We start from the raw sequence: 22,713 nt of genomic DNA, 5'->3' as shown, positions 1-22,713 counted from the left end.
GGCGCTGCGGTCGGCAGATCAGTCTTCGGGCGCGATGGTAACGCGCAGTCCGTCCAGCGCGTCGGTCAGCACGACCTGGCAGGACAGGCGGCTGCTGCTGTTGCGATGGTCACTGCTGTCGAGCAGGTCATTTTCATCTTCGCTCATCGGCGGAAGATACGCCGCGAAGTCTTCATCGACATACACATGGCAGGTCGCACAGGAACAGCAACCGCCGCAAAGGGCGAGCAATTCGTCGAATCCATTGTCACGAATGATTTCCATGACCGACAGGCCGGCGTCCCCTTCGACAGCCTGTTCTTCCCCCGCACGGTTGACCACGATCAGTTTTGGCATTTATCCAGTCCCCTAGATTGTTTCCGCCGCTCTGGCGGAGCGGCATCCGGAAAGCAAGGGTCGAGCATAGAGCGATGGTGACGACCGCTGATGAGATGCGCGCCAGCCTGGATGCGATCGCGCTGCTTGAACCCGGCTTCGCCGCCGCGATCCAGCGGGTCGGCTACCCTGCGCCGCGCGTGCGGGAGCCCGGCTATGAAACGCTGTTGCGCACGATTGTCGGCCAGCAGGTGAGCGTTGCGTCCGCCGCCGCGGTCTGGCGCAGGCTGGAGACGGAACTGGGCGAAGGCTGCGCGCCCGAGGCATTGCTTGCGCGAGACTATGATGTGCTGCGCGCATGCGGTCTGTCCCGCCAGAAACAAGGCTATGCCCGCAGTCTGGCGGAACTGGTCGTGTCGGGTGCGCTCGACCTTCATGCCCTGCCGGCCGACGACGAGGAAGCGATTTCCCAACTGGTTCAGATCAAGGGGATCGGCCGCTGGTCCGCAGAAATCTACCTGCTTTTCGCCGAAGGTCGCCCCGACATCTGGCCTGCCGGCGACCTGGCGGTGCAGGTGGAGGTCGGCCGTATCCTGGGCCTTGCCGAACGGCCGAGCGAGAAATTGACCCGGGAATTGGCCGAACGCTGGCGCCCCCATCGCGGCGCGGCGGCGATTATGGCCTGGCACCATTATAATACGGAGGTTCTTTGACATGGCCCTGCCCCATGCCCGTTACATCGTCCTGGAACATGAGGGCGTGTGGAAGATCAACCTGGACAACAAATATTATGGTCCCTTTGCCACGCAGGCAAAGGCGGTCGAAAGCGCCACCGGCACCGCCCGAAAGGCTGCGGACTCGGGTTATCCAGCCTCGGTTCTGGTGATGACGGGCACGGACTTCGACACGGTGTGGACCAGCCTTTCACCGGCGACGGACGCATAGGGTGGATTCAAAATTATTCTTGCGAGGGAACCCCAACGACCGTGGCGCTTTTTAGTCGGACTAAGCTCCGCGGAATTGGGAATGAGCAAGAAGGTTTTGATCGTCGAGGACGAGATTTTCGTCGCCCTGGAAATAGAACAGATCGTCGAAGATGCAGGCTTCACCGTTCAAGCCATTGCAGCGGATCGTGACGCCGCGCTCGCAGATGCCGAAGAATGCGACATTGCTCTTGTCGATCTCAATCTCCGCGATGGCCCGACAGGCCCGCAGATCGGGATGGAATTGTCCACCCGGCATGGTGTCCGGGTCATCTACGTGACCGCGAACCCGGCACAAATCGGTGGAGCTTCGGTGGCCGCGTTGGGGGTCATCACCAAGCCTTTTCGTCCGCACAGCATCACAGCAGCGCTGTTGCTGGCGGCGACGGAGGAACCGGAGCTTAGCGACGCTGATATTGCTGGTTTTACGCCGTTTCTGCCACGCGGCTCATGGAACGGATCGGAATCCAGAGGCTGAGTTGCAACCCTTCGGGTTTCCATTCCCGCTTCAATCGCCCTCCCAGTTGGCGCTCGACGCTGAGCGTCATCAGGCGGCTGCCAAAGCCGTCAACCCCGCCTGGCGTGACGGGCGGTCCACCCTTCTCATGCCAGTCGATCCGCACGTCCTTGCCTTCTGTGCAGACGTGCAGGCTGACCTGACCGGAAGAGGTCGACAGCGCCCCATATTTTGCCGCATTGGTGGCAAGTTCGTGGAAAAGCAGCGCGATCGGTGTTGCGGATCGATCATCGATCAGCGGGTCGTCACCGGTCAACAGGATGCGGCTTGCTGACGCGTCCCGATAGGGGGCGAAAATCTGGTTCAGGACGCCGCACAACCGGCCTTGTCCCTGCCCGCTTTGCGGCGCCGATTCGCTGCTGTGGGGACGCACGAAATCATGAGCCCGCCCCAGTGCGAGGATGCGATCACGCAGGTCGTCGGCAACACCGCGTATCTCTGGATGCTGCCGTGCCGACAGGCCGATAAGGCCCACGATCACCGAAAAGATGTTCTTGATGCGATGGGACAGTTCGTGCGCGATCATTTCGCGCTCTTCCATCATCAGCTTCTGCTCGTGAATATCCGTGCAGGTGCCGATCCAGCGCATGATCGCGCCACGGACATCGCGTATCGGCAAGGCGCGCCCGAGCGTCCAGCGATATTCTCCGCTATGATGCCGCAGACGATATTCGATTTCATAGGGTTCGCCGGTAGCCAGACTGTGCCGCCACTTTCCCCATGCAAGATCCTGGTCGGCTGGATGGAACATTCCGTTCCACGCGTCTCCATCCGTCGATCCGACCGGTACGCCGGTATATTCATACCAGCGCGCATTGTAATAATCATGGAAGCCATCCGGCAGGGTCGACCACACCATCTGCGGCATGGTGTCCGCCAACGTGCGGAACATGCGGTCGCTGTCGGCTACAGCCGCCGCGTCGAGGCGCTGTTTCAGGATGACGTCCCGGTCGCGCCGCCGGCCCTCCAGTTCCACCATCACCTGGCGCGCGAGCAGGGACAGCCCCTGCTGTTGCAGCGCCGTGAGTTCCGATCTCGGCGTGGTATCGATGACGCAGAGAGCGCCCAGCGGCTCCCCATCCGCTCCCGTGAGCGGGGCACCAGCGTAGAAGCGGATGTGCGGCGGGCCGGTAACCAGCAGATTGTCCCGGAACCGGTCGTCCTGGGTAGCGTCCTGCACCAAGAAAATCTCATCGCCCAGCATGGCGTGGGCGCAGAAGGAGACATCGCGCGGCGTTTCTTCGGCGTCCAGGCCGCAGCGGGCGAGGAAGCGCTGGCGCACATCCTCCACGATGCTGACCAACGCGATCGGCGCGTCGCATAATTGCGCCGCAAAAGCGGTGATATCGTCCAGCGTGCGAAAACCGCCTGCGTCGAGATCGTAAAGCGCCAGCAGCGCCGCCCGGTCCGTCGCCAGGCCCCGGCCTTCAGCCATCACTGACGCGTTCGATGTCGGCGCCCACGGCTGACAGCTTTTCTTCCAGCCGCTCATACCCGCGGTCGAGATGATAGACGCGGTTGACCTGCGTCTCCCCTTCCGCGGCGAGGCCGGCGAGGATCAGGCTCATGGAAGCGCGCAGATCCGTCGCCATGACGGGCGCACCGACCAGCCCACGCACCCCGCGCACGACGGCGGTCCGACCGTTGACGGCAATATCCGCGCCCATGCGCGCCAGTTCGGGAACGTGCATGTAGCGGTTCTCGAAAATGGTCTCGGTCAGCACCGAGGCCCCGTCCGCCAAGGTCAGCATCGCCATGAACTGCGCCTGCATGTCGGTCGGAAAGGCCGGGAAAGGCGCGGTCGAGAGCGAAAGTGGCCTGAGCTTGCCATCAGAAGCGACCCGAATGCCATCCTTGTGCGTGTCGACCTGCACCCCGGCGTCCCGCAATGCCGCGAGAATGGCGTGCATATCATCAGCATTCGCGCCGATCAGGTCCAAAGACCCCCCAGTGATGGCGGCCGCACAGGCATAGCTGCCGGCTTCGATCCTGTCCGGCATGACGCGATACGTGGCGCCGTGCAGGCGGTCGCGCCCATGAATGGTGAGCTTGTCGGAGCCGACCCCCTCTATGTCCGCGCCCATGGCAAGGAGGAGATTGCACAGATCGACAATCTCCGGCTCGCGCGCGGCATTTTCAAGGATGCAGGTGCCCTTTGCCAGCACAGCCGCCATAACCGCGTTTTCGGTCGCCCCGACGGAGACCACGGGGAATGTATAGACGCCGCCGGGCAAGCCGCCATCAGGCGCGCTGGCGCGGACATATCCGGCGTTGATTTCTATGATCGCGCCAAAGGCCTCCAGCGCCTTCAAGTGCAGGTCGATCGGCCGGTTGCCGATGGCGCAACCGCCCGGCAGCGAAACCCGCGCCTCACCCGCGCGCGCGAGCAGCGGCCCAAGCACCAGGATGGACGCGCGCATTTTCCGCACGATGTCATAGGGGGCTTCTGTGGAGGTGACACGCCCGGCGCGCATCGTCATCACCCGGCCGAAATCCTCCGGCCGCGCGCCTTCGATCATCGTCGATACGCCAAGCTGGTTGAGCAGATGCCCGAAGCTGTCGACGTCGGCCAGACGCGGCAGATTGCGAAGCGTCACGGGCTCGTCCGTCAGTAGCGCGCATGGCAGCAACGTCAGGGCGGCGTTCTTTGCGCCGGAAATAGGAAGGCGGCCGGAAAGCGCTTTTCCGCCGCGAATATGTATGCGGTCCATTGATCAGGGTTCATAGCGTCTGTGACGCACCGCGCAAGACGAACCGACCTATTATGCGCTTGGCCCGCGGCTTATCGTCGCGCCGTCATGACCAGCCAACATAATTTGAGGCAGAGCCACGACATTGATCGAGTTTAGTGCAGAACGTAAAAATGCAGCCAAAAGGCGCTTGAGGCGTTTTGCCATCGTAACGACAAATGCGAAAGAAGGTGTTTTTGGTGGCAACGGGCTGTTTCGCGGAAAGGCTGGCAAAGCAGGTGCCCCTTTCCGACGCAGAAAAAGCGGCACTATCCCGGCTTGAGGAAAATCCCCGCAAAATCAAGCGCGGCGCGATGATCCAGCGGGTGAACGAAACGGTGACCGAGCTGTTCGTGTTGCGCGAAGGGCGGGTCATGAGTTTCGTCATCCTGCCCGACGGCAGCCGTCAGATCCTGCGCGTCTATTTCCCTGGAGATTTCATCGGGTCTGCCAGCACCATCTACAGCAAGGCGCCCGAATCCCTCGTCGCCCTGTCGGACGCGATCGTGTGCCCGTTCGACAAACATGCGTTGCGCCGCCTGCTGGACGAATTCCCCCGCGTCGCCGCGCTGTTATTCCTGCTGTCCAATGCGGAACGGGTCTCGATGACGGATCGCCTCGCTGCGCTGGGCCGCACGTCGGCAAAGGCCCGTGTCGCGTCGTTCCTGCTCGACATGTTCGACCGGCTGCGCGTCACGGACGACAGCATCACCGACAGCTTCGACCTGAGGCTGACGCAGGAGGAGATCGGCGATTCGATCGGCCTGACGTCGGTCCACGTCAATCGCATGATCCGGCAGATGGAGCAGGAAGGGCTGATCAGCCGATCCAACGGCCGCATCACGCTCATCAACATGCGCCAGCTGGAAGAGATCGGCCATTATACCAACCGGCACAAGGATATGGACTTGGACTGGCTGCCGGTCGGCTGACACTCCAAAAGGAGCCAGAAGGCGTCAGGCCAGTAGTTCAACGTCCCAATAAAGCCAGTCATGCCAGCTATCGTGGAGATAGCCGGGCGGAAATCCGCGGCCATGCTCCTGCAACTGCCAGCTGGTCGGACGGATCGGCTGGACGTGCAGCTTCATCCCCGCTTCCCGCGGGGTACGCCCGCCCTTCTTCAGGTTGCATGGTGAACAAGCGGTGGCCACATTCTCCCACGTGGTGCGCCCTCCGGCGCGCCGGGGTATCACATGGTCGAAGGTCAGGTCGTGGGTCGAGCCGCAATATTGGCAGGCGAACTTGTCGCGCAGGAACAGGTTGAATCGGGTGAAAGCGGGGTGTTCGGACGGCTTCACATATTGTTTGAGCGCGATGACCGATGGAATCTTCATCTGGAGGCTGGGACTGTGAACCTCACGCTCATAGCTTGAGATGATGTCGACCCGCTCTAGGAAAACCGCCTTGATGGCGGTCTGCCACGGCCACAGGCTCAATGGGTAATAGCTGAGAGGTGTATAGTCCGCATTGAGGACAAGCGCCGGACAATTTTCCGGATGTCGTATGAGGTCGGGATGGTACATAAAAACCTTTTTCCCCCTTGCCGACGCCGCTGATCGTCCAGCAACGTGACAAGCGCATGACAGCATTAACGAATATCCTCCGTCAAGGCCCTGTATGACTCCATCCGCCGCGACACAGCATATGGTGACCCGGTTCGCGCCCAGCCCTACCGGCCGTCTGCACGTCGGGCATGGATGGTCGGCGCTGATGGCCCATGACATGACGCGCGCGGGCATGGGCACATTCCGCCTCCGCATTGAAGACATAGACGGAACCAGAAGCCGGCCGGAGCATGTTGAAGCAATTGTCGAAGACCTGAACTGGCTTGGCATCGAATGGGACGGCAACATCATCTTCCAGTCGCGACGGCTCGACCGATATGACGCGGCGCTCGAACGGCTGCGGGGGGAAGGCCTTCTCTATCCCTGCTTTTGCACCCGCGCAGACATCCAGGCGAGCATGACCGCCCCGCACGGTCCGGAAGGGCCGGTCTATCCCGGTACATGCCGGGCACTGGCTGACGCGGAACGAAGCCGGCGGATGGCCGCAGGGGAGCCGCATGCCTGGCGCCTGGACGTGGCGGCCGCTGTGGCCCGAACCGGTGCCTTGCGCTGGAATGCCCTGCCCTTCCCCTTCGATGCCAGTGCCGAGCCGCGGACCGTCCTCGCGGCCCCCGCTGTTCATGGTGACGTGGTGCTGGCACGCAAGGACGCGCCGGCCAGCTACCACCTGTCGTGCACGCTGGACGATGCGGCGATGGAGGTCAGCCACGTTCTGCGCGGTGACGACTTGCGCGGGGCGACCGACATTCACCGCCTGCTGCAAGCGCTTCTCGGCCTGCCCTCCCCTGCCTATATCCATCATCCGCTGCTGGTCGGGGCCGATGGCCGGCGCCTTGCCAAGCGGGACGGATCGATTGCGCTCGCGGAATTGCGAGAGTCGGGCGTCAATCCCGCCGCGCTCGCTGAAGCGTTGCGGGCCGGTCGCTTTCCGGTTGGAATCAGGACCGCAAGCGCCTAGCTTCGGACCCATGAACACGATCCTGGTCATCGCTCTCATCCTCGCCATGATCGCGACGCTGGTCGCGCTGATCCGGGGCATCATCGCCTTCCTGCAAACGACGAAGGAGGACCTCAACCGGCCTGAAGGAAGCGGCCCCAGTCCGGCTCGGCTGAAACAGAACCGAATGATGATCAACCGCATCCTGTTCCAGGCGGTGGCGATCATCATCGTCGCCATATTGCTGCTGGCAAAGGGGCATTAGGATCGCCCCTGGCCGATGGTAAAGCTCAACAAGATCTACACGCGAACGGGCGACGATGGCACCACCGGCCTGGTGGACGGGTCGCGCCTGCCCAAGAACGCCCCCCGTATGCAAGCGGTGGGTGACGTCGACGAAGCGAACAGCGCGATCGGCCTTGCCATCGCCTCTATGGGGCCTTGCCCGGAAGCCGAATGGCTGGCCACGATCCAGAACGATCTTTTCGACCTCGGCGCCGATCTGGCGACACCCATAACGGACGGCCCCGACGCGCCATGGGCTCTGCGCATCATTGAAAGCCAGGTGGCGCGACTGGAACGGCAGATCGACCAGATGAACGCCGATCTTGCTCCGCTGGACAGCTTCATCCTGCCGGGAGGCTCCCCCGCCGCGGCCGCCGTGCACCTTGCCCGAGCCGTCGCGCGACGGGCGGAGCGCAGCGCCACCGCCGCCGCCAGGGAGGTGGCGCTCAATCGGCAGGCACTCGCCTATCTCAATCGCCTCTCCGATCTGCTTTTCGTCCTTGCCCGTCGGTTGAACGACAATGGCGCGCGTGACGTGAAATGGATTCCCGGCGCATCGCGGTCCGCGACTTGATCCGCTCGGTTCGACTCACCGGTGACACGGTCCGGCCGATAACGCCGTTTTAACCCCGTTTCTTCAGGCGGCGTTTAACTCCATTCTTAATGGGAAAACGGTCATCATTGGGGGCCGCCGTGCAATTCTATCTCGCTACATCCTTCATTTTTCCCCGATCGTTGCGGCTGCGGCTGTTCGCGCTCTGCTTCTGCGCGACGCACCTGCCCCTGATTGGTTATCTTCTGTGGGGCTTTTCCACCGGCCACATTGCCCTTGCGGAATTCATCCTGCTGACGCTCGCCACCATGCTGGGCACCGGCCTCGCCTTGTTCGGCATCGGCGCGTTGCTGAACCCGATCCATGCCCTTGCCGACGCGCTGCATGCGAAAGAGACGCCGCCGTCCACGCTGCCCGAAGTGGGCGACGTGATCCGCTCCCTCTATGCCGGCGTGCATCGGGCGGCCAACGAGACTCGCGATCGAATGAACGATCTGCATCAGGCGGCGCATGAAGACCCGCTCACCGGCGTGCTCAACCGCCGGGGCTTTCTGGCCGAACTGTCGGACTTGCCGCAGGAGCGGCGCAAGGGCTGCATCGCGGTGCTCGACATCGACTATTTCAAGCGGGTCAACGACTTGGAAGGACATGAGGAAGGCGACCGTGTGCTGGCTGCCTTCGCCGCACGGGTCGCGGCCCTCATGCGCCGCGCCGATCTGATTGCGCGTTGGGGGGGCGAGGAATTCGCCATCTTCTTCCAGGACTGCATAGAGGATGAAGCAAGCTGGTCGCTGGCGCGCATCGCCACCCGGATGCGAGAAGACCCGATCGGGACGATCCACGGGCGACCCATCAGCTTTTCGGCCGGCGTGTGCCGCTGGACCGGCGGCCCCCTTGACGAGGCGCTCGCCCGCGCGGACGAAGCGCTGTACGAAGCCAAGCAGGCTGGCCGCGACCGCATCTGCCGGGCAAGTCCTGTGCTGTTGCGGGCCTGATTTCTTTCTGATCCTGCTTCATGACCCAAGGAACAGGTCCGGAACCTGAGGGCGCTTCATGCGCTTCTAGCCTGTGTGAGAGCGGCGCAACCGTATCCGGGAAGGGCAGGCATGGCGAAAAGCTGGATGGACGCCCGTCAGGATGACCTGGAGGAACGCTATCGCGCCGTTCGTGGATTGACGGAAGCACTGGTCGCCCCCCTGTCCGACGCGGATGCGACGGTGCAGTCGATGCCCGACGCGTCCCCCGCCAAATGGCATATGGCCCATGTCACATGGTTCTTCGAAACCTTCATTCTGCGCGATCATGTGGCGGACTATCAGCCCTACGACGCGCGCTACGCCTATCTCTTCAACAGCTATTATGAGGCGGAGGGCGCGCGCCACGCTCGCCCGCTAAGAGGGATTCTCACGCGCCCTACCCTCGCTGACATCCGCGCCTATCGCGCCCATGTCGATGCAGCGCTCGTCAAGGCGCTGGGCATGTTGCCGCAGTCCGCCCGCGCCCTCGCCACGCTCGGCCTGCACCACGAACAGCAGCATCAGGAACTGCTGCTGACCGACCTGCTTCACCTCTTTTGCATGAACCCGCTGGAACCTGCCCTGTTCGACGGTCCCAGCGCCGCGCCGGTCGACCTTCCAGGGCCGCTCCATTGGATCGAAGGGCGTGAGGGACTGGTGGAGTTGGGCGATGACGGACGCAGTGCGTTCGCCTTCGACTGCGAGGGGCCCCGTCACAAGGCCGTTCTGTCGCCCCATGCTCTGGCGCACCGTCCCATAACCAATGGCGAATGGATCAGCTTCATGGAGGACGGGGGCTATCGCAATTCCGCGCACTGGCTGTCCGATGGATGGGCGTGGGTCCAGGCGGAAGGAGTGGAGGCCCCGCTCTATTGGAAGGAAAGTGACAAAGGCTGGACACGGTTTGGATTGGATGGTCGCCAGCCTGTGAACCCCGCCGCGCCGGTTACCCACATCAGCCTGTACGAGGCGGATGCCTACGCCAGCTGGGCGGGTGCCCGCCTGCCGACCGAAGCGGAATGGGAATGTGCAGCCGCCAACATCTCCCCCACCAGTGGCAATCAGCTTGATGGCGCTGGCTGCCCTCGTCCCCGCCCTGCGGGCGACACGACCAACTTGACGCAGATGTTCGGCGATGTGTGGGAATGGACAGGCAGCGCCTATCGTCCCCATCCCGGCTTCCGAGCCGCCGCCGGGGCGGTGGGCGAATATAATGGCAAATTCATGTCCGGCCAGTTCGTGCTGAAGGGCGGCAGCGCCGCCACCCCGCGCGGCCACATGCGCGCCAGCTACCGCAATTTCTTCTACCCCCACCAGCGCTGGCAGTTCACCGGGCTGCGGCTCGCGAAGGATCTTTGACATGCTGTTGACCGATCAGGCCGCCGCTTTCGCCACCAGCATCGATCCGGCGTTTCGGCAGGACATATTGGAAGGGCTGTCGCGCTCCCGAAAGGCAACTCCGCCCATCTGGTTTTACGACCGCAAAGGGTCAGAACTGTTCGAGCAGATCACCGACCTGCCGGAATATTATCCGACGCGAACCGAAACCGCCTTGCTGAAGGCTTACGGCCCCGACTTTGCCGCTGCCATCGGCGAAAGCCGTGCTGTCGTGGAATTCGGCGCAGGCAGTTCGCGCAAGACCCCGCATCTTTTGCGCGCGATCACCCCTGCTGCTTATGTGCCGATCGACATCAGTGGCGACTTCCTTCGCGCCAGCAGCGCCGAACTCGCGAGCGCCTTTCCCGGTCTTCCGGTGCTGCCCGTCGTGGGCGATTTCAACGGGCCGCTCGACCTGCCTTCCGCCATCGATGGCCTGCCACGCCTCGGCTTCTTTCCGGGCTCCACCATCGGCAATATGGAGCCCGACGCGGCGGTCGACCTGTTGCGGGCCATGCGTGCGCTGCTGGGGCAGGACGCGATGCTGCTGATCGGCATGGACCGGATCAAGGACAGGGATCGGCTCATCGCCGCCTATGACGACGCGGCAGGCGTGACGGCAGCGTTCAACCTCAACCTGATCGAGCGGATCAATCGGGAACTTGAAGGCGACCTGCCGATCAATGGTTTTGCCCACAAAGCAATCTGGAACGATCAGAAAGCGCGCATAGAAATGCATCTGGAGGCGGTTCGGCCACTTCATTTCCATGTCGCCGGCCAATGCTTCCAAATGGAGGAGGGCGAGACCATCCATACCGAGAGCAGCCATAAATATGGCCCCCGCGACGGAAGGCTGCTGCTCAGCGCCGGAGGATGGGAACCGGTAAAGGAATGGACCGACGCAGACGGGTTGTTCGCCCTGGTCCTTGCGACCGCGGCCTAGGCCGTCGTCACCAGTAGATCGCGCAGGTCGGCAAGGCTTGGCAATATCGCAGCGCAGGCCAATGCCAATTCGCCCGTGGGTGGCAGCAGATCGGGCACCAGGACAGTTGCGATGCCCGCTGCGGTGGCAGATTGCACACCGGCATAACTATCTTCCACCGCCACGACATCTTTTGGATCGAGACCGAGCCTGGCGGCTGCAAGCAGGTAAGGCTCTGGATGAGGTTTGGGGTGCATCACGTCGCTCCGCGTCACCACCACGTCGAAATACTGCGCAATGCCGGTTTTTTCCAGCCGGTCCTGAGCGAAGGGCGCGGCCGTCGATGTGGCGAGCCCCATGGGGATTCCCCTGCGCGCCAGATGATCCAGCAGCAAGTCGGCCCCTGGCCGCAACGGGATGCCCGCGTCGACCGCCGCCTCGAACAGGGCGTCGCTGTCCGCATAGAAACGCTCGAGCGGAAACTCCGGCCCCAGACGGTCCGCCAGCATCTGCCGGTTGCCATCGCGGTGAATGCCCACCATCGACAGCAACAACTCCTGCGGCATGGGCCAGCCGATGGCGGCGCCCGTTCGCGCGAAGGCGTTGAGGTGAACGGCTTCCGTGTCCAGCAGCGTCCCGTCCATGTCGAAGATCACGGCGCGGATCGGATCGGGCAGCTTGAAAGCGGATGCGACGATTGTCGGCAGGGTCAAGGTCATGCAATCCATATGTGCGCTTCGCGCGGCATTGCCATTGCAAAAGCCGCGACGGTGATTGCGAATAAGTTTCACACCCGCAAGGGTTGCGACACTATGGGCGGACGGGCGACGGCGCTTCCGCGACATCGCCCGGATCCATCAAAGGCTGAGCATCAGTCCGGCGAGCGCCGCACTCATCAAATTGGCCAGACTCCCGGCCACCAGTGCTTTCAGCCCCAGTTTCGCGATCATCGGCCGCTGATTGGGCGCGAGGTTGCCGGTCACGGCCATCTGGATCGCGATCGAGCTGAAATTGGCGAATCCGCACAGCGCGAAGGTGATGATGGCGATCGTGGCGGGCGACAATGCGCTCTGCGCCTGGCCGAGCGCAATATAGGCCACAAATTCGTTCAGCACGACCTTCGTGCCGAAAAGTCCGCCCGCCACCTGCGCTTCCTGCCAGGGGATGTTGAGCAGATACATGACCGGCGAGAAGACATAGCCGAGGAGCATCTGAAAACTGAGCGTAGGATAGCCGAACCACCCGCCGATACCGGCCAATATCCCGTTCGCCAAGGCCACCAGGGCAACGAAGGCGAGCACCATCGCGCCGACCGCTACCGCCAGCTTCACGCCGGTCTGCGCGCCCTGTGCGGCGGCCATGATGAGGTTGGCGGGTTTTTCCTCGTCGTGCGAAGCCACGGGCAGCGGTTCGCCCGGCGTGGTTTCCGCCATCAGCGCCGCGGGGCCCGCCGCGCTGCGCCGCGCCTCGGGGAGGTGAATGTCGTCATCCAGCGGCAGTTCCGGTTCCAGCACCGGTTCGTCGGGCATCATGATCTTCGCCATCAACAGGCCGCCGGGCGCCGACATGAAGCTCGCCGCGAGCAGATAGTCGATCTTGACCCCCATCGACGCGTAGGCGGCAAGAATGGTGCCTGCTACGCCTGCCATCCCGCTTGTCATCACCGCGAACAATTGCGGCGGCGTCAGCCCGGCCAGATAGGGCCGAATGACCAGAGGGCTTTCGCTCTGCCCGACAAAGATGTTCGCGGCCGCACACAGGCTTTCCACCTTCGACACACCTGTGACCTTTTCAATCGCTCCGCCGACCCAGCGGACGATGAACTGCATGATGCCCAGATAGTAGAGGATCGACACGAGGCTGGCGAAGAAGATGATCACTGGCAGGGCGGCGATGGCAAAGCTCGCGCCCCCGATATCCGGCCGTGCCAGCGGGCCGAAGATGAAGTCGGTGCCTGCCTGCGCATAGCCCAGCAGGTTAGCCACGCCCTTCGACATGCCGCCGATGACACTGCGCCCGGCCGGCACATAGAGCACCAGCAGGGCGATGCCCGCTTGAAGAAGGAAGGCGGCCCCGACGACGCGAGGCTTGATGGCACGGCGGTCGGAGGACAGGGCGAAGGCGATGGCCAGGATCAGAAGAATGCCGGCCAGACCAATGAGAAGATGCATGAAGCGCTTTCGCGTGAAGGACAGACCGTGCGACTATATGAGGCGGAAGGCACCGATGCCAGCGCTTTGCTGCGCCAGTCGGACTGTCAGTCGCCGAAGGCGAGCGACGTCCAGGACGCCATGGCGTCGGTCGCGAGCGGCGACAGCCGAACCGCACGCCGGCGCCGGCTGTTTGGCGAAGTGCGATTTTCGACCAACAGACCGCGCCGCTCCATCGCGCCCACTTGCCCTACGACGACGCTGAGCGACAGGTGCAGCGTCTCGCTCAATTGCTCCAGCGTCATGTCGCCGCCTTCCAGTTCGGCCCGGAAGAGCGCGAGCAATATATCCCACGCGGGATCGGAAAAGAGATTCTGGCCCAGCAGCATCGCCCGCGACCGGCGGGCATCCAGATAGCGGGACAGCGCGGCCCGCTGTTCCTCCGCCTCGCCATCCAGGATGGCCGGCTCTTCGGTGCGGGCATGAAAATTCGTCAGACATCGCTGCAACGCGACCACCAGATCGACCGCCTCCTGGCTCGGAAGGGAACGATCAGGCGGAATATGCGCGGTCATGCGACGCCTTCCGGTCCAGTTCGATGCCGATGATCGTGAACAGCATCAGCGGTATCACCCACACGGTACTGAGGCCCGCGTAGATGCGGTCGGAGAAATTACCCAGCAGCAGCGTGACGATATGGGTCAAGACGGTCATCAATTGACAGGCAGCGACCCATATCGGCCAGTAGCGCGAGCTTTCCAGCATCAGCCATATCAATCCTGCCAGCAGCATCAGGTCGACGATCGCCAGCCAGAACTGGGTCTGATGCCAGGTACCGGCCAGTTGTGCAGGAATCGTCAGCAGGACGCTTCCTATGAAAATCATCGTGAACCATCGCCCGTCGCGTCCGCCGAAGCAGACGGCGAAGACGCAGGTCATAAGGGTCAAGAGCCAGAAGAAAGCCGCCAGCATCTGCATTTCCGGTTGAGAGGGGGGGCCAAAGGTCATGCGGATGCCGGCGACTTCCACCCGGGTCAGGCGACCAGGGTCAGGTGACGCGCGGTTTCGCGCTGTTCGAGTTCGAGGCCGATCGGGCATCCGACGGATGTGACCGGGATGGCGCTCTGCTGCAGGCAGCGTGTCAGCAAGGCGGTGGCGCGAACCATGTCGCTCCGGCCTTCAATGATCTTGGTGGCGCTATCGTGAATCTGTTTGATGATGCGCTGGCTTTCGCTGGCGGTGAGGCCCGAGCCTTGCGAGGCCGTGAGGAAGGCTGTCGTCAGTTGCGCGGCCTCCACCAGGGCATGGTCTAGGGCGACGAATGCCTGACGGTTCTGGTCGGCGACGGCCTGGGTCTTTTCGCGGTCAAGGTTCAGCACAAGTCATCTCCTTCGCACAAACGCCGTCTCAGGCGGTGCGTCTATCAGCATGGCGATCTGGAAAGGATCAGGCCAGAACCCGAAAAGCTCCGGCAATCAGCAGCAGCAATGTGACGACCCCCACGCCAGTCAGAACGGCGGCGCGAACCATCGCCAATATGCGGCCATCGATGCTCAGTTCATTGGTCGATCCCCCAAGCGGCGGGCCGAAAGCGAGGATGCGACGTAAGAGCGATGTCCGCTCCGGCTCCGCATCCGCCCCGTCCGGCTGAGCAAGGGATGACCCAGGTTCGGGATCCGAGGCAAGCGGCTGCGCTTGATATATCAAAGGCTGATATGTGTCGATTTGGGGCGTATGTTGCCCCACCGTAACAAACAGGCGCGCGGCTTCCTTTCGCGACGGCACGCCGAACTTGCGCAAACTGGTGCGGACGCGCTGGTCGACCGTATGCTCCGATACATGGAGCTGACGCGCGATCTCCTTGGAATTGAAGCCCTGCGCGACAAGGCGCAGGCACTGCTTTTCCCCCTCGCTCAACTCAGGCAGGGTGTCCGCCACTCCATCTTTCCTCCTGCAAGGCCCCTTGCCGGACAACGAACGACCGGCAGCCAAGGCCCCAGCTATCCCCTTCATTTAAGGAAAACAGGGTTGCGATTCGGTATGCGTTGCACTGCAAAGTGCCACGAACATGGATGAACGCGCAATCTTTCGACCTTCTGACAGCGCGTCTCAGCAAAAAAGGGCGGGATGACCCCGCCCTTGTGTGATCAGGCCGCGGCCTTCGCCCGGCTCATCCGCTTGCGCTCGTTGGGATCAAGGAAGCGCTTGCGCAGGCGGATGGTCTTGGGAGTGACCTCGACCATCTCGTCATCGTCGATATAGGCGATGGCCTGTTCCAGCGTCATTTTCTTGGGCGGCGTCAGCCGGATCGAATCGTCCTTGCCGCTCGCGCGGAAGTTGGTCAGCGCTTTCGACTTCATCGGATTGACTTCAAGGTCTTCCGGCTTGGCATTCTCGCCGATGATCATGCCTTCGTAAAGCGCCTCGCCCACGCCCACGAACAGGATGCCGCGCTCTTCGAGCGGACCCAGCGCATAGGCATTGGCCTCGCCTGCGCCGTTCGAAATCAGCACGCCATTCTTGCGCCCTTCGATCTTGCCTTTGTGCGGACCATATTTCTCGAACAGCCGATTCATGATGCCCGTGCCCCGGGTGTCCGACAGGAATTCGCCATGATAGCCGATCAGGCCGCGCGAGGGCGCGGAGAAGGTGATGCGGGTCTTGCCGCCGCCGGACGGCCGCATGTCGGTCATCTCCGCCTTGCGGATGTTCATCTTGTCAACGACCGTGCCGGAAAATTCGTCGTCCACGTCGATGACCACGGTTTCATAAGGCTCGGTCTTGCCGCCATTCTCATCCTCGCCGAACAACACGCGCGGGCGCGAAATGCCAAGCTCAAATCCTTCGCGGCGCATGGTTTCGATAAGAACGCCAAGCTGAAGCTCGCCACGACCGGCGACCTCGAAGCTGTCCTTGTCGGCCGATTCCGTCACCTTGATCGCGACATTGGATTCGGCTTCGCGCATCAGGCGGTCGCGAATCATGCGGCTCGTCACCTTGCTGCCCTCACGCCCCGCCATGGGCGAATCATTCACCGCAAAGCGCATCGAAAGCGTCGGCGGGTCGATGGGCTGCGCCTTGATCGGCACCAAAACCTGCGGATCGGCGATGGTGTTCGCCACGGTGGCAACCGTCAGACCTGCAAGGCTGATGATGTCGCCGGCCTTCGCCTCGTCCACCGGCACCCGGTCCAGGCCGCGGAACGACAGGATCTTCGACGCACGGCCGGTTTCGATCACATTGCCCTCGGCATCGAGCGCGTGGATCGGCTGGTTGACCTTGAGCGTGCCCGACTGCACCCGGCCGGTCAGGATGCGGCCGAGGAAATTGTCACGGTCCAGCAGCGTCACGAGGAAGCTGAACGGCGCATCCTCGTCCAGCGCCGGCGGCGGGACATGATCGACGATCTTCTGGAACAGCGGTTCCAGAGTGCCTTCGCGGCGCTGCGGGTCTTCGCTGGCATAGCCATTGCGGCCCGAGGCATACAGCACGGGGAAGTCGAGCTGCTCGTCGGTCGCATCCAGCGTCACGAACAGGTCGAACACCTCGTCCAGCACTTCCTGGATGCGCTCGTCGGGGCGATCGACCTTATTGACGACCACGATGGGGCGAAGGCCCAGTGCCAGCGCCTTGCCGGTGACGAACTTGGTCTGGGGCATCGCGCCTTCGGAGGAGTCGACCAGCAGGATGACGCCGTCGACCATGGAGAGGATGCGCTCCACTTCGCCGCCGAAGTCGGCGTGGCCGGGCGTGTCGACGATATTGATGCGGGTGCCGTTCCATTCGACCGACGTGGGCTTGGCCAGAATGGTGATGCCACGCTCCTTTTCCAGGTCGTTGCTGTCCATCGCGCGCTCTTCCACGCGCTGATTGTCGCGGAAGGTGCCGGACTGGCGGAAAAGCTGGTCGACGAGAGTCGTTTTGCCATGGTCGACGTGCGCGATGATGGCGATGTTACGCTGGGACATGAACTGCCTTTGTGGAACGGGCTTTCCGGCCGACACGACGCCGGCTGTGGAACTATCGGGCGCGCCCCTACAGGAAATGACGCAATGCGGCAAGGGCGAGCGGGGTTCGCCCTTCATGTAACAGAATATCCTTGGTCCACTTGAACAGCCGTACAACTGGCTTATGGAGGCAATACAGGATCGCCCTCTTCGAAAAAGGATCATGGCCCCATGCGGCTGACTATAGCCCTCTCGCTCTTGTCCCTCACCTGCCTGCCGGCCGCCGCCCTGGCGCAGAAGGACGCGCCCGACGCGGCAAAGCAACATGCCGACAAGGTGGCAGAAGCGGTCGCGGCCAACTGGGCCAGTGCCCCGGTCGAAGAAGTGACGCAGAGCAGCAAGGGGACGGCGCGAGTCGATGGCAAGGCGATCCCCTACACCCAGACCGCCGGGACGCTGACCATCCGCGACGAAAAGGGCAAGCCCGTCGCCAGCATGTTCTACACCGCCTATACGGCCACGGGGAAGAGCCGCCCGGTGACCTTCTTCTACAATGGCGGTCCGGGTTCTTCCTCCTTGTGGCTGCGGATGGGCAGCTTTGCGCCGGAGCATGTGCGCACCGGCAACCCGAAAGCCGTCAAGCCCGCCCCCTTCGATGTGGGACCGAACAACGACAGCCTGATCGGCAGCACCGACATGGTGTTCCTCGACGCGATCGGGGCGGGATACAGCCGGCCGCTGGGCGATGCCAAGCCGTCCGATTTCTACGGCGTCGATCAGGATGTCGACGCCTTTGCGAAGGCCATCATTCGCTACGTCACCAAAAACGGCCGCTGGGCCGATCCCAAATATATCTTCGGAGAAAGCTACGGCACCACCCGTTCGGGAGCGCTTGCCTATCAGCTTGAGGATCGCGGGCTCGCGCTGAACGGCGTGGTCCTGCTGTCGTCGATCATGAACTATGGCGTGCGCCAATCGGGCTTCGACACGATCTACATCGGCTATCTGCCGAGCTATGCCGCGACCGCCTGGTACCACAACCGCGTGCCAGGCGGCCGTCCGCCCAGTCTGGAGGCGTTCGTGGAGGAAGCGCGCGCCTTCGCCAGCGGCCCCTACGCTACCGCGCTGCTGAAGGGACAGGACATCAGCGACACCGAAACCGATCAGATCGCGCAGCAGCTCAGCCGCTTCACCGGCCTTTCGGTGGAATACCTGAAGCGCGCCAACCTGCGCGTCAACCTGTCCCGCTTCCGCAAGGAACTGCTGCGCGACGCGCATGAGACGATCGGACGCTTCGACAGCCGCTACACCGGCATTGACGCCGACACCGCGGGCGAGGAGCCGGAATATGATCCGTCAAGCACCGGCATCACCGGTCTTTACGTGGGCAGCTTCCTCGATCAGGTGACGCGCCAGATCGGCTACAAGACCGACCTATCCTATCGGCTGAGCGCGCGCGAGGGCGGCGATTTCAAGTGGGACTGGAGTCATCAGGCGCCTGAAGGCGGCAAGCAGAATGTCGCGGATGTGACCGCCGACCTTTCCGCCGCGATGCGCACCAACCCGCATCTGCGCCTGCTGTCGCTCAACGGCTATTATGACATGGCGACGCCGTTCTTCTCGACCGAACGGGATTTGAAGTACATGATGCTTGAGCCCAAGCTGCGCCAGAACCTTCAGTTCCGCTACTATCCCGCCGGGCACATGGTCTATCTGAACCCTGAGGCGCTGCACCAGATGCGGCTCGACATGGAACGCTATTATGCGGAAGGGGCGCGCTAAAGACGCTCCTTCGTCAGTAAAGCAGGGGCGGAACCAATCCGGGGCGCGCCCCCCCCGGCGTCGGGCTGTCTCCCGCGCGCATCTCGTCTCCCCGCAAGAGGCGGACACTGTCCCGGTCCCGTCGAAAAACGACGAGGGCGGGCTTTAGCTGCCATCCGCGTTGACGAGATCGGGGGGCCGGTCATGGAGCCGTCTTTTCCCGGAAGGTCAATGATCGCTGGCGGCGAACGCCCCTATTTCCGTTTCCGCCCGCACCCGCTGCGCTGCATAGCCTGCCCGGTCCACTGCCGCGCGAGGGCTACGGTCGATGAGCGAGATCAGCCAGATGGCGATAAAACCGGCCGGCACCGAGAAAATCGCCGCTGAACTATAGGGGAACGGCGCGTGCCCAAGACCGAAGGTCGTGGTCCAGACCGCCGGGGACAAGAGGGTCAGGACGAACGCGGTCAACAGCCCGATCGTCCCGCCCCACGCCGCGCCGCGCGTCGTGCATCCGCTCCACAGCAGCGACAGGATCAGCACGGGGAAGTTGCCCGACGCCGCCAGCGCGAAGGCGAGGCTGACCATGAAAGCGACATTCTGCTTTTCGAACACCAGCCCCAGTAGTACCGCAAGCGCGCCAAGCGCGAGCGTGGTCAGGCGCGACACGCGCAGTTCGTCGGCCGAACTCGCCTCTCCCCGTCTGAATACCGTCGCATAAAGATCGTGGCTGACCGCAGAGGCGGCCGACAGTGTCAGGCCCGCCACCACGGCCAGGATGGTGGCGAAGGCGACGGCGGATATGAAGCCAAGAAACGCATTGCCGCCGATCGCATGGGCCAGATGGATGGCAGCCATGTTGCCGCCCCCGCGCAAGGCCCCTTCCCCGTCCAGATAGCTCCCGTCCGTCCCGACCAGCACGATCGCGCCGAAACCGATGATGAAGGTGAGGATGTAGAAATAGCCGATCCAGCCCGTCGCCCAGAGCACGGACTTGCGTGCTTCCTTCGCGTCGGGAACCGTGAAGAAGCGCATCAATATGTGCGGCAGGCCGGCCGTCCCCAGCATCAGCGCCAGGCCGAAGGAGATGGCCGATACCGGATCCTTGATGAAGTTGCCCGGAGCCATGATCGACCGGCCCCGCTCCGCCGCCTCTGCCACGCTTGCGCCGTCGGCAAGGGCCGCCTGGGTCTTGACGTCCACCGCGCGAGCGAACAGCGTCTCCAGGCTGAAACCCGTCTGCGCCAGCACCATGATCGCCATGAAGCTCGCGCCGCCCAGCAGCAGCACCGCCTTGATGATCTGCACCCAGGTCGTCGCGCGCATCCCGCCGAACAGGACGTAGAGCATCATGAGGCCGCCAACGATCAGGACCGCGGCGGCATAGGGCAGGCCGAACAGCAATTTGATCAACTGCCCCGCCCCCACCATCTGCGCGACGAGATAGAAGCTGACGACCAGCAGCGTGCTGACCGCCGCGAAACTGCGTACCGGCGGCTGTGCGAACCGGTAGGAAGCGACATCAGCGAAGGTGAAGCGGCCAAGGTTGCGCAGCCGCTCCGCCATCAGGAACAGAAGGATGGGCCAGCCGACGAGGAAGCCGGTGGAGTAGATGAGGCCATCATAGCCATCGTTGAAGATCTGGGCCGAAATGCCCAGGAAGGACGCGGCAGACATATAGTCCCCCGCCATGGCAAGGCCGTTCTGGAACCCAGTGATGCCCCCGCCCGCCGTATAGAAGTCGGACGCGGTGCGGGTGCGCGCCGCTGCCGCCTTGGTGATCCACAGCGTGAGCCCGACGAAGGCGACGAACATCAATATCGCGACCCAGTTGATCGGCTGGCGCTGGGCCTCCCCCTCCAGCGCGGCGGCGAAAACGGGAACGGGCATCAGGACCGCGAGCGCTGCGACCAGCGCCTTCATGCGGCATGATCCGCAAGGATGGCGGCCATCTGCGCGTCATGGTGGCGATTGGCGTGGACGACATATACGCCGGTCAGCGCGATGGCCAACAGGATGAGGCCCAGTCCCACGGGAATGCCGACCGATGTCACGCCCGATCCCACGGGGGCGCCCAGCAAAGCCTTGTCGAACGCGATCAGCAGCAGATAGCCGACGAAGGCGATGAAGATCAGTGCCGACAGCAGCCAGCCCAATCGCGCACGACGCGCCACCAGTGCGATATAGCGGGGATCGCTACCCACCGCCGCGATCAACGCGTCATCCCTGTTCGGGTCCATGCCCCCTCCCTCCTGTCTTCGACCCGCAACCTAGCCTCACCTCAAGCGATTGCAATGCCATCGGGTGCGCCTTTATAAACGGAGGCGCTGACTTGCGGCGCGACTGTTTTATGCACATATGACAGTAAATGCCGCCAATGGCTTCTGGGAGATGACATGGCTTCGACCGCGCCGACCGCTACTGCCGACACGCTCAACCTGACCCCGCCCGATCCGGTGCCCGTCGTCGCGCCGGAAAAGGCGTCAGGGCTCGTCCCCATCGAGGAGGGGACGCGCAGCAAGCTGGACGAGAAAGTCGACGCCTTTATCGACGATCTTGTCGCGCAGGATGCAAACTCCCCCGAATTCGGCAAGCGCGTCGACCAGCTCACCAACATGGGCCGCAAGGAGATCGCCGAGGCGGCCGGGCACAGCAACCGCTTCCTCGACCGCCCCGTCCGCGCCATGGACAGCGACACGAAGGTCGGCGCCGACCTTGCCGAACTGCGGCGCACGGTGGAGGATCTCGATCCCGGCAAGCGCGGCAGCCTGCTCGCGCCCAAGAAGCTGTTCGGCATCATCCCCTTCGGCAACAAGATGCGCGATTATTTCGACGGCTATAAGAGCGCGCAGGGCCACATCAATTCGATCCTGGGCAGCCTCGCCAGCGGCAAGGACACGCTGATCAAGGACAATGCCGCCATCGATGTCGAGCGGCAGAATATGTGGCAAACGATGGGTCGTCTGGAGCAGATGATCCATATCAGCAAGACGATGGACGCCCGGCTGGAGGCCAAAGCGCTGGAGCTGGATTCGATCGATCCTGCCAAGGCCAAGGCGATCCGGGAAAGCGCGCTCTTCTACATCCGCCAGCGCACGCAGGACCTGCTGACGCAAATGGCGGTGACGGTGCAGGGCTATCTCGCGCTCGATCTCGTCAAGAAGAACAATGTCGAGTTGGTGAAGGGCGTCGACCGCGCCAGCACCACCACAGTCGCGGCGCTGCGGACGGCGGTGACGGTGGCGCAGGCACTGGTCGGGCAACGCCTGGTGCTGGAGCAGATCACCGCCCTCAACACGACGACCGCGAACATGATCGATCGCACGGGCGAACTGCTCAAGAACCAGACCGCGCAGATTCATGAGCAGGCCGCGTCCAGCACCATCCCCATCGAAACGCTGCAGCGCGCCTTCCAGAATATCTACGACACGATGGACAATATCGACACCTTCAAGCTGAAGGCGCTGGAAAATATGAAGACGACGGTGAACACGCTGTCGAACGAAGTGGAGAAGTCCAAGGGCTATATCGCCCGCGCGGAGGGTCAGGCGCAAGCGGCACAGGAAGCGCGGGTGGAAAACCCGTTGCTGAGCGCGATCGAGGGGTGAGGATGTCGACCATCTTCATCCGTTCGTTTCGAGCAAAGTCGAGAAACG

Annotated in this window: 25 protein-coding genes; 12 read left to right on the top strand and 13 right to left on the bottom strand. The window is 63.1% G+C overall.

Going from position 1 to position 22,713, the window contains the following annotated elements:
- Positions 1-18: 18 nt before the first annotated feature.
- On the bottom strand, positions 19-336 hold the full coding sequence (locus AX724_RS02680; RefSeq protein WP_066763278.1) for a 2Fe-2S iron-sulfur cluster-binding protein: 318 nt from the start codon (positions 334-336) through the stop codon (positions 19-21).
- Positions 337-410: 74 nt separating this feature from the next.
- Here AX724_RS02680 and AX724_RS02675 point away from each other — a divergent pair, with 74 nt between their 5' ends.
- From AX724_RS02675 to AX724_RS22555, 3 genes are all read left to right on the top strand, one after another.
- On the top strand, positions 411-1,028 hold the full coding sequence (locus AX724_RS02675; RefSeq protein ID WP_066763277.1) for a DNA-3-methyladenine glycosylase family protein: 618 nt from the start codon (positions 411-413) through the stop codon (positions 1,026-1,028).
- Position 1,029: 1 nt separating this feature from the next.
- On the top strand, positions 1,030-1,260 hold the full coding sequence (locus AX724_RS02670) for a hypothetical protein (protein WP_066763273.1): 231 nt from the start codon (positions 1,030-1,032) through the stop codon (positions 1,258-1,260).
- Between the two features lie 81 nt (positions 1,261-1,341).
- Complete coding sequence (locus AX724_RS22555) at positions 1,342-1,776, top strand: response regulator (protein ID WP_082733378.1); 435 nt, start codon at positions 1,342-1,344, stop codon at positions 1,774-1,776.
- Here the strand turns inward: AX724_RS22555 and AX724_RS02660 are convergent.
- Both AX724_RS02660 and murA read right to left on the bottom strand, forming a co-directional pair.
- Positions 1,724-3,250: a sensor histidine kinase gene (locus AX724_RS02660; protein ID WP_066763269.1), complete on the bottom strand. Its 1,527-nt coding sequence runs from the start codon at positions 3,248-3,250 to the stop codon at positions 1,724-1,726. The two genes, AX724_RS22555 and AX724_RS02660, sit on opposite strands and share 53 nt — an antisense overlap.
- Positions 3,243-4,526 (bottom strand): UDP-N-acetylglucosamine 1-carboxyvinyltransferase, encoded by a 1,284-nt coding sequence (murA, locus tag AX724_RS02655; protein ID WP_066763267.1) that lies wholly within the window; start codon positions 4,524-4,526, stop codon positions 3,243-3,245. Before murA ends, AX724_RS02660 begins: the two co-directional genes overlap by 8 nt.
- A 197-nt stretch (positions 4,527-4,723) precedes the next feature.
- Between murA and AX724_RS02650 the strand changes: the two genes are divergently transcribed.
- The gene (locus AX724_RS02650) at positions 4,724-5,476 is read left to right on the top strand and encodes a Crp/Fnr family transcriptional regulator (RefSeq protein WP_197421452.1); all 753 of its coding nucleotides are present in this window, start codon (positions 4,724-4,726) and stop codon (positions 5,474-5,476) included.
- A gap of 24 nt (positions 5,477-5,500) precedes the next feature.
- Here the strand turns inward: AX724_RS02650 and AX724_RS02645 are convergent, their stop codons facing one another.
- Positions 5,501-6,067, bottom strand: a complete 567-nt coding sequence (locus AX724_RS02645) for an HNH endonuclease (protein ID WP_066763265.1) — start codon at positions 6,065-6,067, stop codon at positions 5,501-5,503.
- 94 nt (positions 6,068-6,161) lie between these two features.
- Here AX724_RS02645 and gluQRS point away from each other — a divergent pair, with 94 nt between their 5' ends.
- From gluQRS to egtD, 6 genes are all read left to right on the top strand, one after another.
- Complete coding sequence (gene gluQRS / locus AX724_RS02640) at positions 6,162-7,067, top strand: tRNA glutamyl-Q(34) synthetase GluQRS (protein ID WP_082733377.1); 906 nt, start codon at positions 6,162-6,164, stop codon at positions 7,065-7,067.
- 10 nt (positions 7,068-7,077) lie between these two features.
- Positions 7,078-7,311, top strand: coding sequence for a twin transmembrane helix small protein (locus AX724_RS02635; RefSeq protein ID WP_066763263.1), 234 nt, complete (start codon positions 7,078-7,080; stop codon positions 7,309-7,311).
- Positions 7,312-7,326: 15 nt separating this feature from the next.
- The gene (locus tag AX724_RS02630; RefSeq protein ID WP_066763260.1) at positions 7,327-7,905 is read left to right on the top strand and encodes a cob(I)yrinic acid a,c-diamide adenosyltransferase; all 579 of its coding nucleotides are present in this window, start codon (positions 7,327-7,329) and stop codon (positions 7,903-7,905) included.
- 119 nt (positions 7,906-8,024) lie between these two features.
- Positions 8,025-8,879: a GGDEF domain-containing protein gene (locus AX724_RS02625; RefSeq protein ID WP_066763301.1), complete on the top strand. Its 855-nt coding sequence runs from the start codon at positions 8,025-8,027 to the stop codon at positions 8,877-8,879.
- Positions 8,880-8,990: 111 nt separating this feature from the next.
- Positions 8,991-10,259 (top strand): ergothioneine biosynthesis protein EgtB, encoded by a 1,269-nt coding sequence (gene egtB, locus AX724_RS02620; RefSeq protein ID WP_066763259.1) that lies wholly within the window; start codon positions 8,991-8,993, stop codon positions 10,257-10,259.
- A 1-nt stretch (position 10,260) separates the two neighbouring features.
- Entirely contained in the window at positions 10,261-11,220 is a 960-nt protein-coding gene (gene egtD / locus AX724_RS02615; RefSeq protein WP_066763257.1) for an L-histidine N(alpha)-methyltransferase, read from the top strand.
- Here the strand turns inward: egtD and AX724_RS02610 are convergent.
- The 7 genes from AX724_RS02610 to typA all read right to left on the bottom strand — a co-directional run bounded on the left by AX724_RS02610 (position 11,217) and on the right by typA (position 17,317).
- On the bottom strand, positions 11,217-11,918 hold the full coding sequence (locus AX724_RS02610) for an HAD family hydrolase (protein WP_066763298.1): 702 nt from the start codon (positions 11,916-11,918) through the stop codon (positions 11,217-11,219). The genes egtD and AX724_RS02610 overlap by 4 nt on opposite strands.
- Positions 11,919-12,056: 138 nt before the next feature.
- Entirely contained in the window at positions 12,057-13,370 is a 1,314-nt protein-coding gene (locus AX724_RS02605) for a NupC/NupG family nucleoside CNT transporter (protein WP_066763256.1), read from the bottom strand.
- Positions 13,371-13,456: 86 nt separating this feature from the next.
- Entirely contained in the window at positions 13,457-13,924 is a 468-nt protein-coding gene (locus tag AX724_RS02600; protein ID WP_066763254.1) for a MarR family transcriptional regulator, read from the bottom strand.
- Positions 13,902-14,378 carry a hypothetical protein gene (locus tag AX724_RS02595; protein ID WP_231736449.1) on the bottom strand — a complete coding sequence of 159 codons (477 nt, stop codon included), beginning with the start codon at positions 14,376-14,378 and terminating at the stop codon, positions 13,902-13,904. The genes AX724_RS02600 and AX724_RS02595 overlap by 23 nt, the downstream gene beginning before the upstream one ends.
- A 5-nt stretch (positions 14,379-14,383) precedes the next feature.
- Positions 14,384-14,728 carry a hypothetical protein gene (locus AX724_RS02590; RefSeq protein ID WP_066763253.1) on the bottom strand — a complete coding sequence of 115 codons (345 nt, stop codon included), beginning with the start codon at positions 14,726-14,728 and terminating at the stop codon, positions 14,384-14,386.
- Between the two features lie 67 nt (positions 14,729-14,795).
- Positions 14,796-15,287, bottom strand: a complete 492-nt coding sequence (locus tag AX724_RS02585; protein WP_066763249.1) for a helix-turn-helix domain-containing protein — start codon at positions 15,285-15,287, stop codon at positions 14,796-14,798.
- Between the two features lie 209 nt (positions 15,288-15,496).
- Positions 15,497-17,317, bottom strand: coding sequence for a translational GTPase TypA (gene typA, locus AX724_RS02580; RefSeq protein WP_066763247.1), 1,821 nt, complete (start codon positions 17,315-17,317; stop codon positions 15,497-15,499).
- A gap of 210 nt (positions 17,318-17,527) precedes the next feature.
- On the opposite strand from typA, the gene AX724_RS02575 reads away from it, so the two are divergent.
- On the top strand, positions 17,528-19,078 hold the full coding sequence (locus AX724_RS02575) for a S10 family peptidase (RefSeq protein WP_066763244.1): 1,551 nt from the start codon (positions 17,528-17,530) through the stop codon (positions 19,076-19,078).
- A 207-nt stretch (positions 19,079-19,285) separates the two neighbouring features.
- Here the strand turns inward: AX724_RS02575 and AX724_RS02570 are convergent, their stop codons facing one another.
- Together AX724_RS02570 and AX724_RS02565 are read right to left on the bottom strand one after the other, a co-directional pair.
- Positions 19,286-20,980, bottom strand: coding sequence for a cation acetate symporter (locus tag AX724_RS02570; protein WP_066763243.1), 1,695 nt, complete (start codon positions 20,978-20,980; stop codon positions 19,286-19,288).
- Positions 20,977-21,297: a DUF485 domain-containing protein gene (locus AX724_RS02565; protein WP_066763242.1), complete on the bottom strand. Its 321-nt coding sequence runs from the start codon at positions 21,295-21,297 to the stop codon at positions 20,977-20,979. Before AX724_RS02565 ends, AX724_RS02570 begins: the two co-directional genes overlap by 4 nt.
- Positions 21,298-21,453: 156 nt before the next feature.
- On the opposite strand from AX724_RS02565, the gene AX724_RS02560 reads away from it, so the two are divergent.
- Entirely contained in the window at positions 21,454-22,665 is a 1,212-nt protein-coding gene (locus AX724_RS02560) for a toxic anion resistance protein (protein ID WP_066763241.1), read from the top strand.
- Positions 22,666-22,713: the final 48 nt, after the last annotated feature.

The organism is Sphingobium sp. CCH11-B1 (genome assembly GCF_001556865.1).
GTDB lineage: Bacteria > Pseudomonadota > Alphaproteobacteria > Sphingomonadales > Sphingomonadaceae > Sphingobium.
Note: the sequence above shows the minus strand (reverse complement) of the source record. Positions and strands in the feature narration are given on the sequence as shown.

Bases quoted from the DNA above. Each gene is read 5' to 3' on its own strand.
- AX724_RS02605 (WP_066763256.1), bottom strand. From the start codon at position 13,370: ATGCATCTTCTCATTGGTCTGGCCGGCATTCTTCTGATCCTGGCCATC.
- AX724_RS02670 (WP_066763273.1), top strand. From the start codon at position 1,030: ATGGCCCTGCCCCATGCCCGTTACATCGTCCTGGAACATGAGGGCGTG.
- AX724_RS02645 (WP_066763265.1), bottom strand. From the start codon at position 6,067: ATGTACCATCCCGACCTCATACGACATCCGGAAAATTGTCCGGCGCTT.
- egtD (WP_066763257.1), top strand. From the start codon at position 10,261: ATGCTGTTGACCGATCAGGCCGCCGCTTTCGCCACCAGCATCGATCCG.
- typA (WP_066763247.1), bottom strand. From the start codon at position 17,317: ATGTCCCAGCGTAACATCGCCATCATCGCGCACGTCGACCATGGCAAA.
- gluQRS (WP_082733377.1), top strand. From the start codon at position 6,162: ATGACTCCATCCGCCGCGACACAGCATATGGTGACCCGGTTCGCGCCC.
- murA (WP_066763267.1), bottom strand. From the start codon at position 4,526: ATGGACCGCATACATATTCGCGGCGGAAAAGCGCTTTCCGGCCGCCTT.
- AX724_RS02570 (WP_066763243.1), bottom strand. From the start codon at position 20,980: ATGAAGGCGCTGGTCGCAGCGCTCGCGGTCCTGATGCCCGTTCCCGTT.
- AX724_RS22555 (WP_082733378.1), top strand. From the start codon at position 1,342: ATGAGCAAGAAGGTTTTGATCGTCGAGGACGAGATTTTCGTCGCCCTG.
- AX724_RS02565 (WP_066763242.1), bottom strand. From the start codon at position 21,297: ATGGACCCGAACAGGGATGACGCGTTGATCGCGGCGGTGGGTAGCGAT.
- AX724_RS02680 (WP_066763278.1), bottom strand. From the start codon at position 336: ATGCCAAAACTGATCGTGGTCAACCGTGCGGGGGAAGAACAGGCTGTC.
- AX724_RS02635 (WP_066763263.1), top strand. From the start codon at position 7,078: ATGAACACGATCCTGGTCATCGCTCTCATCCTCGCCATGATCGCGACG.
- AX724_RS02560 (WP_066763241.1), top strand. From the start codon at position 21,454: ATGGCTTCGACCGCGCCGACCGCTACTGCCGACACGCTCAACCTGACC.
- AX724_RS02660 (WP_066763269.1), bottom strand. From the start codon at position 3,250: ATGGCTGAAGGCCGGGGCCTGGCGACGGACCGGGCGGCGCTGCTGGCG.
- AX724_RS02675 (WP_066763277.1), top strand. From the start codon at position 411: ATGGTGACGACCGCTGATGAGATGCGCGCCAGCCTGGATGCGATCGCG.
- AX724_RS02600 (WP_066763254.1), bottom strand. From the start codon at position 13,924: ATGACCGCGCATATTCCGCCTGATCGTTCCCTTCCGAGCCAGGAGGCG.
- AX724_RS02630 (WP_066763260.1), top strand. From the start codon at position 7,327: ATGGTAAAGCTCAACAAGATCTACACGCGAACGGGCGACGATGGCACC.
- AX724_RS02650 (WP_197421452.1), top strand. From the start codon at position 4,724: ATGCGAAAGAAGGTGTTTTTGGTGGCAACGGGCTGTTTCGCGGAAAGG.
- AX724_RS02610 (WP_066763298.1), bottom strand. From the start codon at position 11,918: ATGACCTTGACCCTGCCGACAATCGTCGCATCCGCTTTCAAGCTGCCC.
- egtB (WP_066763259.1), top strand. From the start codon at position 8,991: ATGGCGAAAAGCTGGATGGACGCCCGTCAGGATGACCTGGAGGAACGC.
- AX724_RS02575 (WP_066763244.1), top strand. From the start codon at position 17,528: ATGCGGCTGACTATAGCCCTCTCGCTCTTGTCCCTCACCTGCCTGCCG.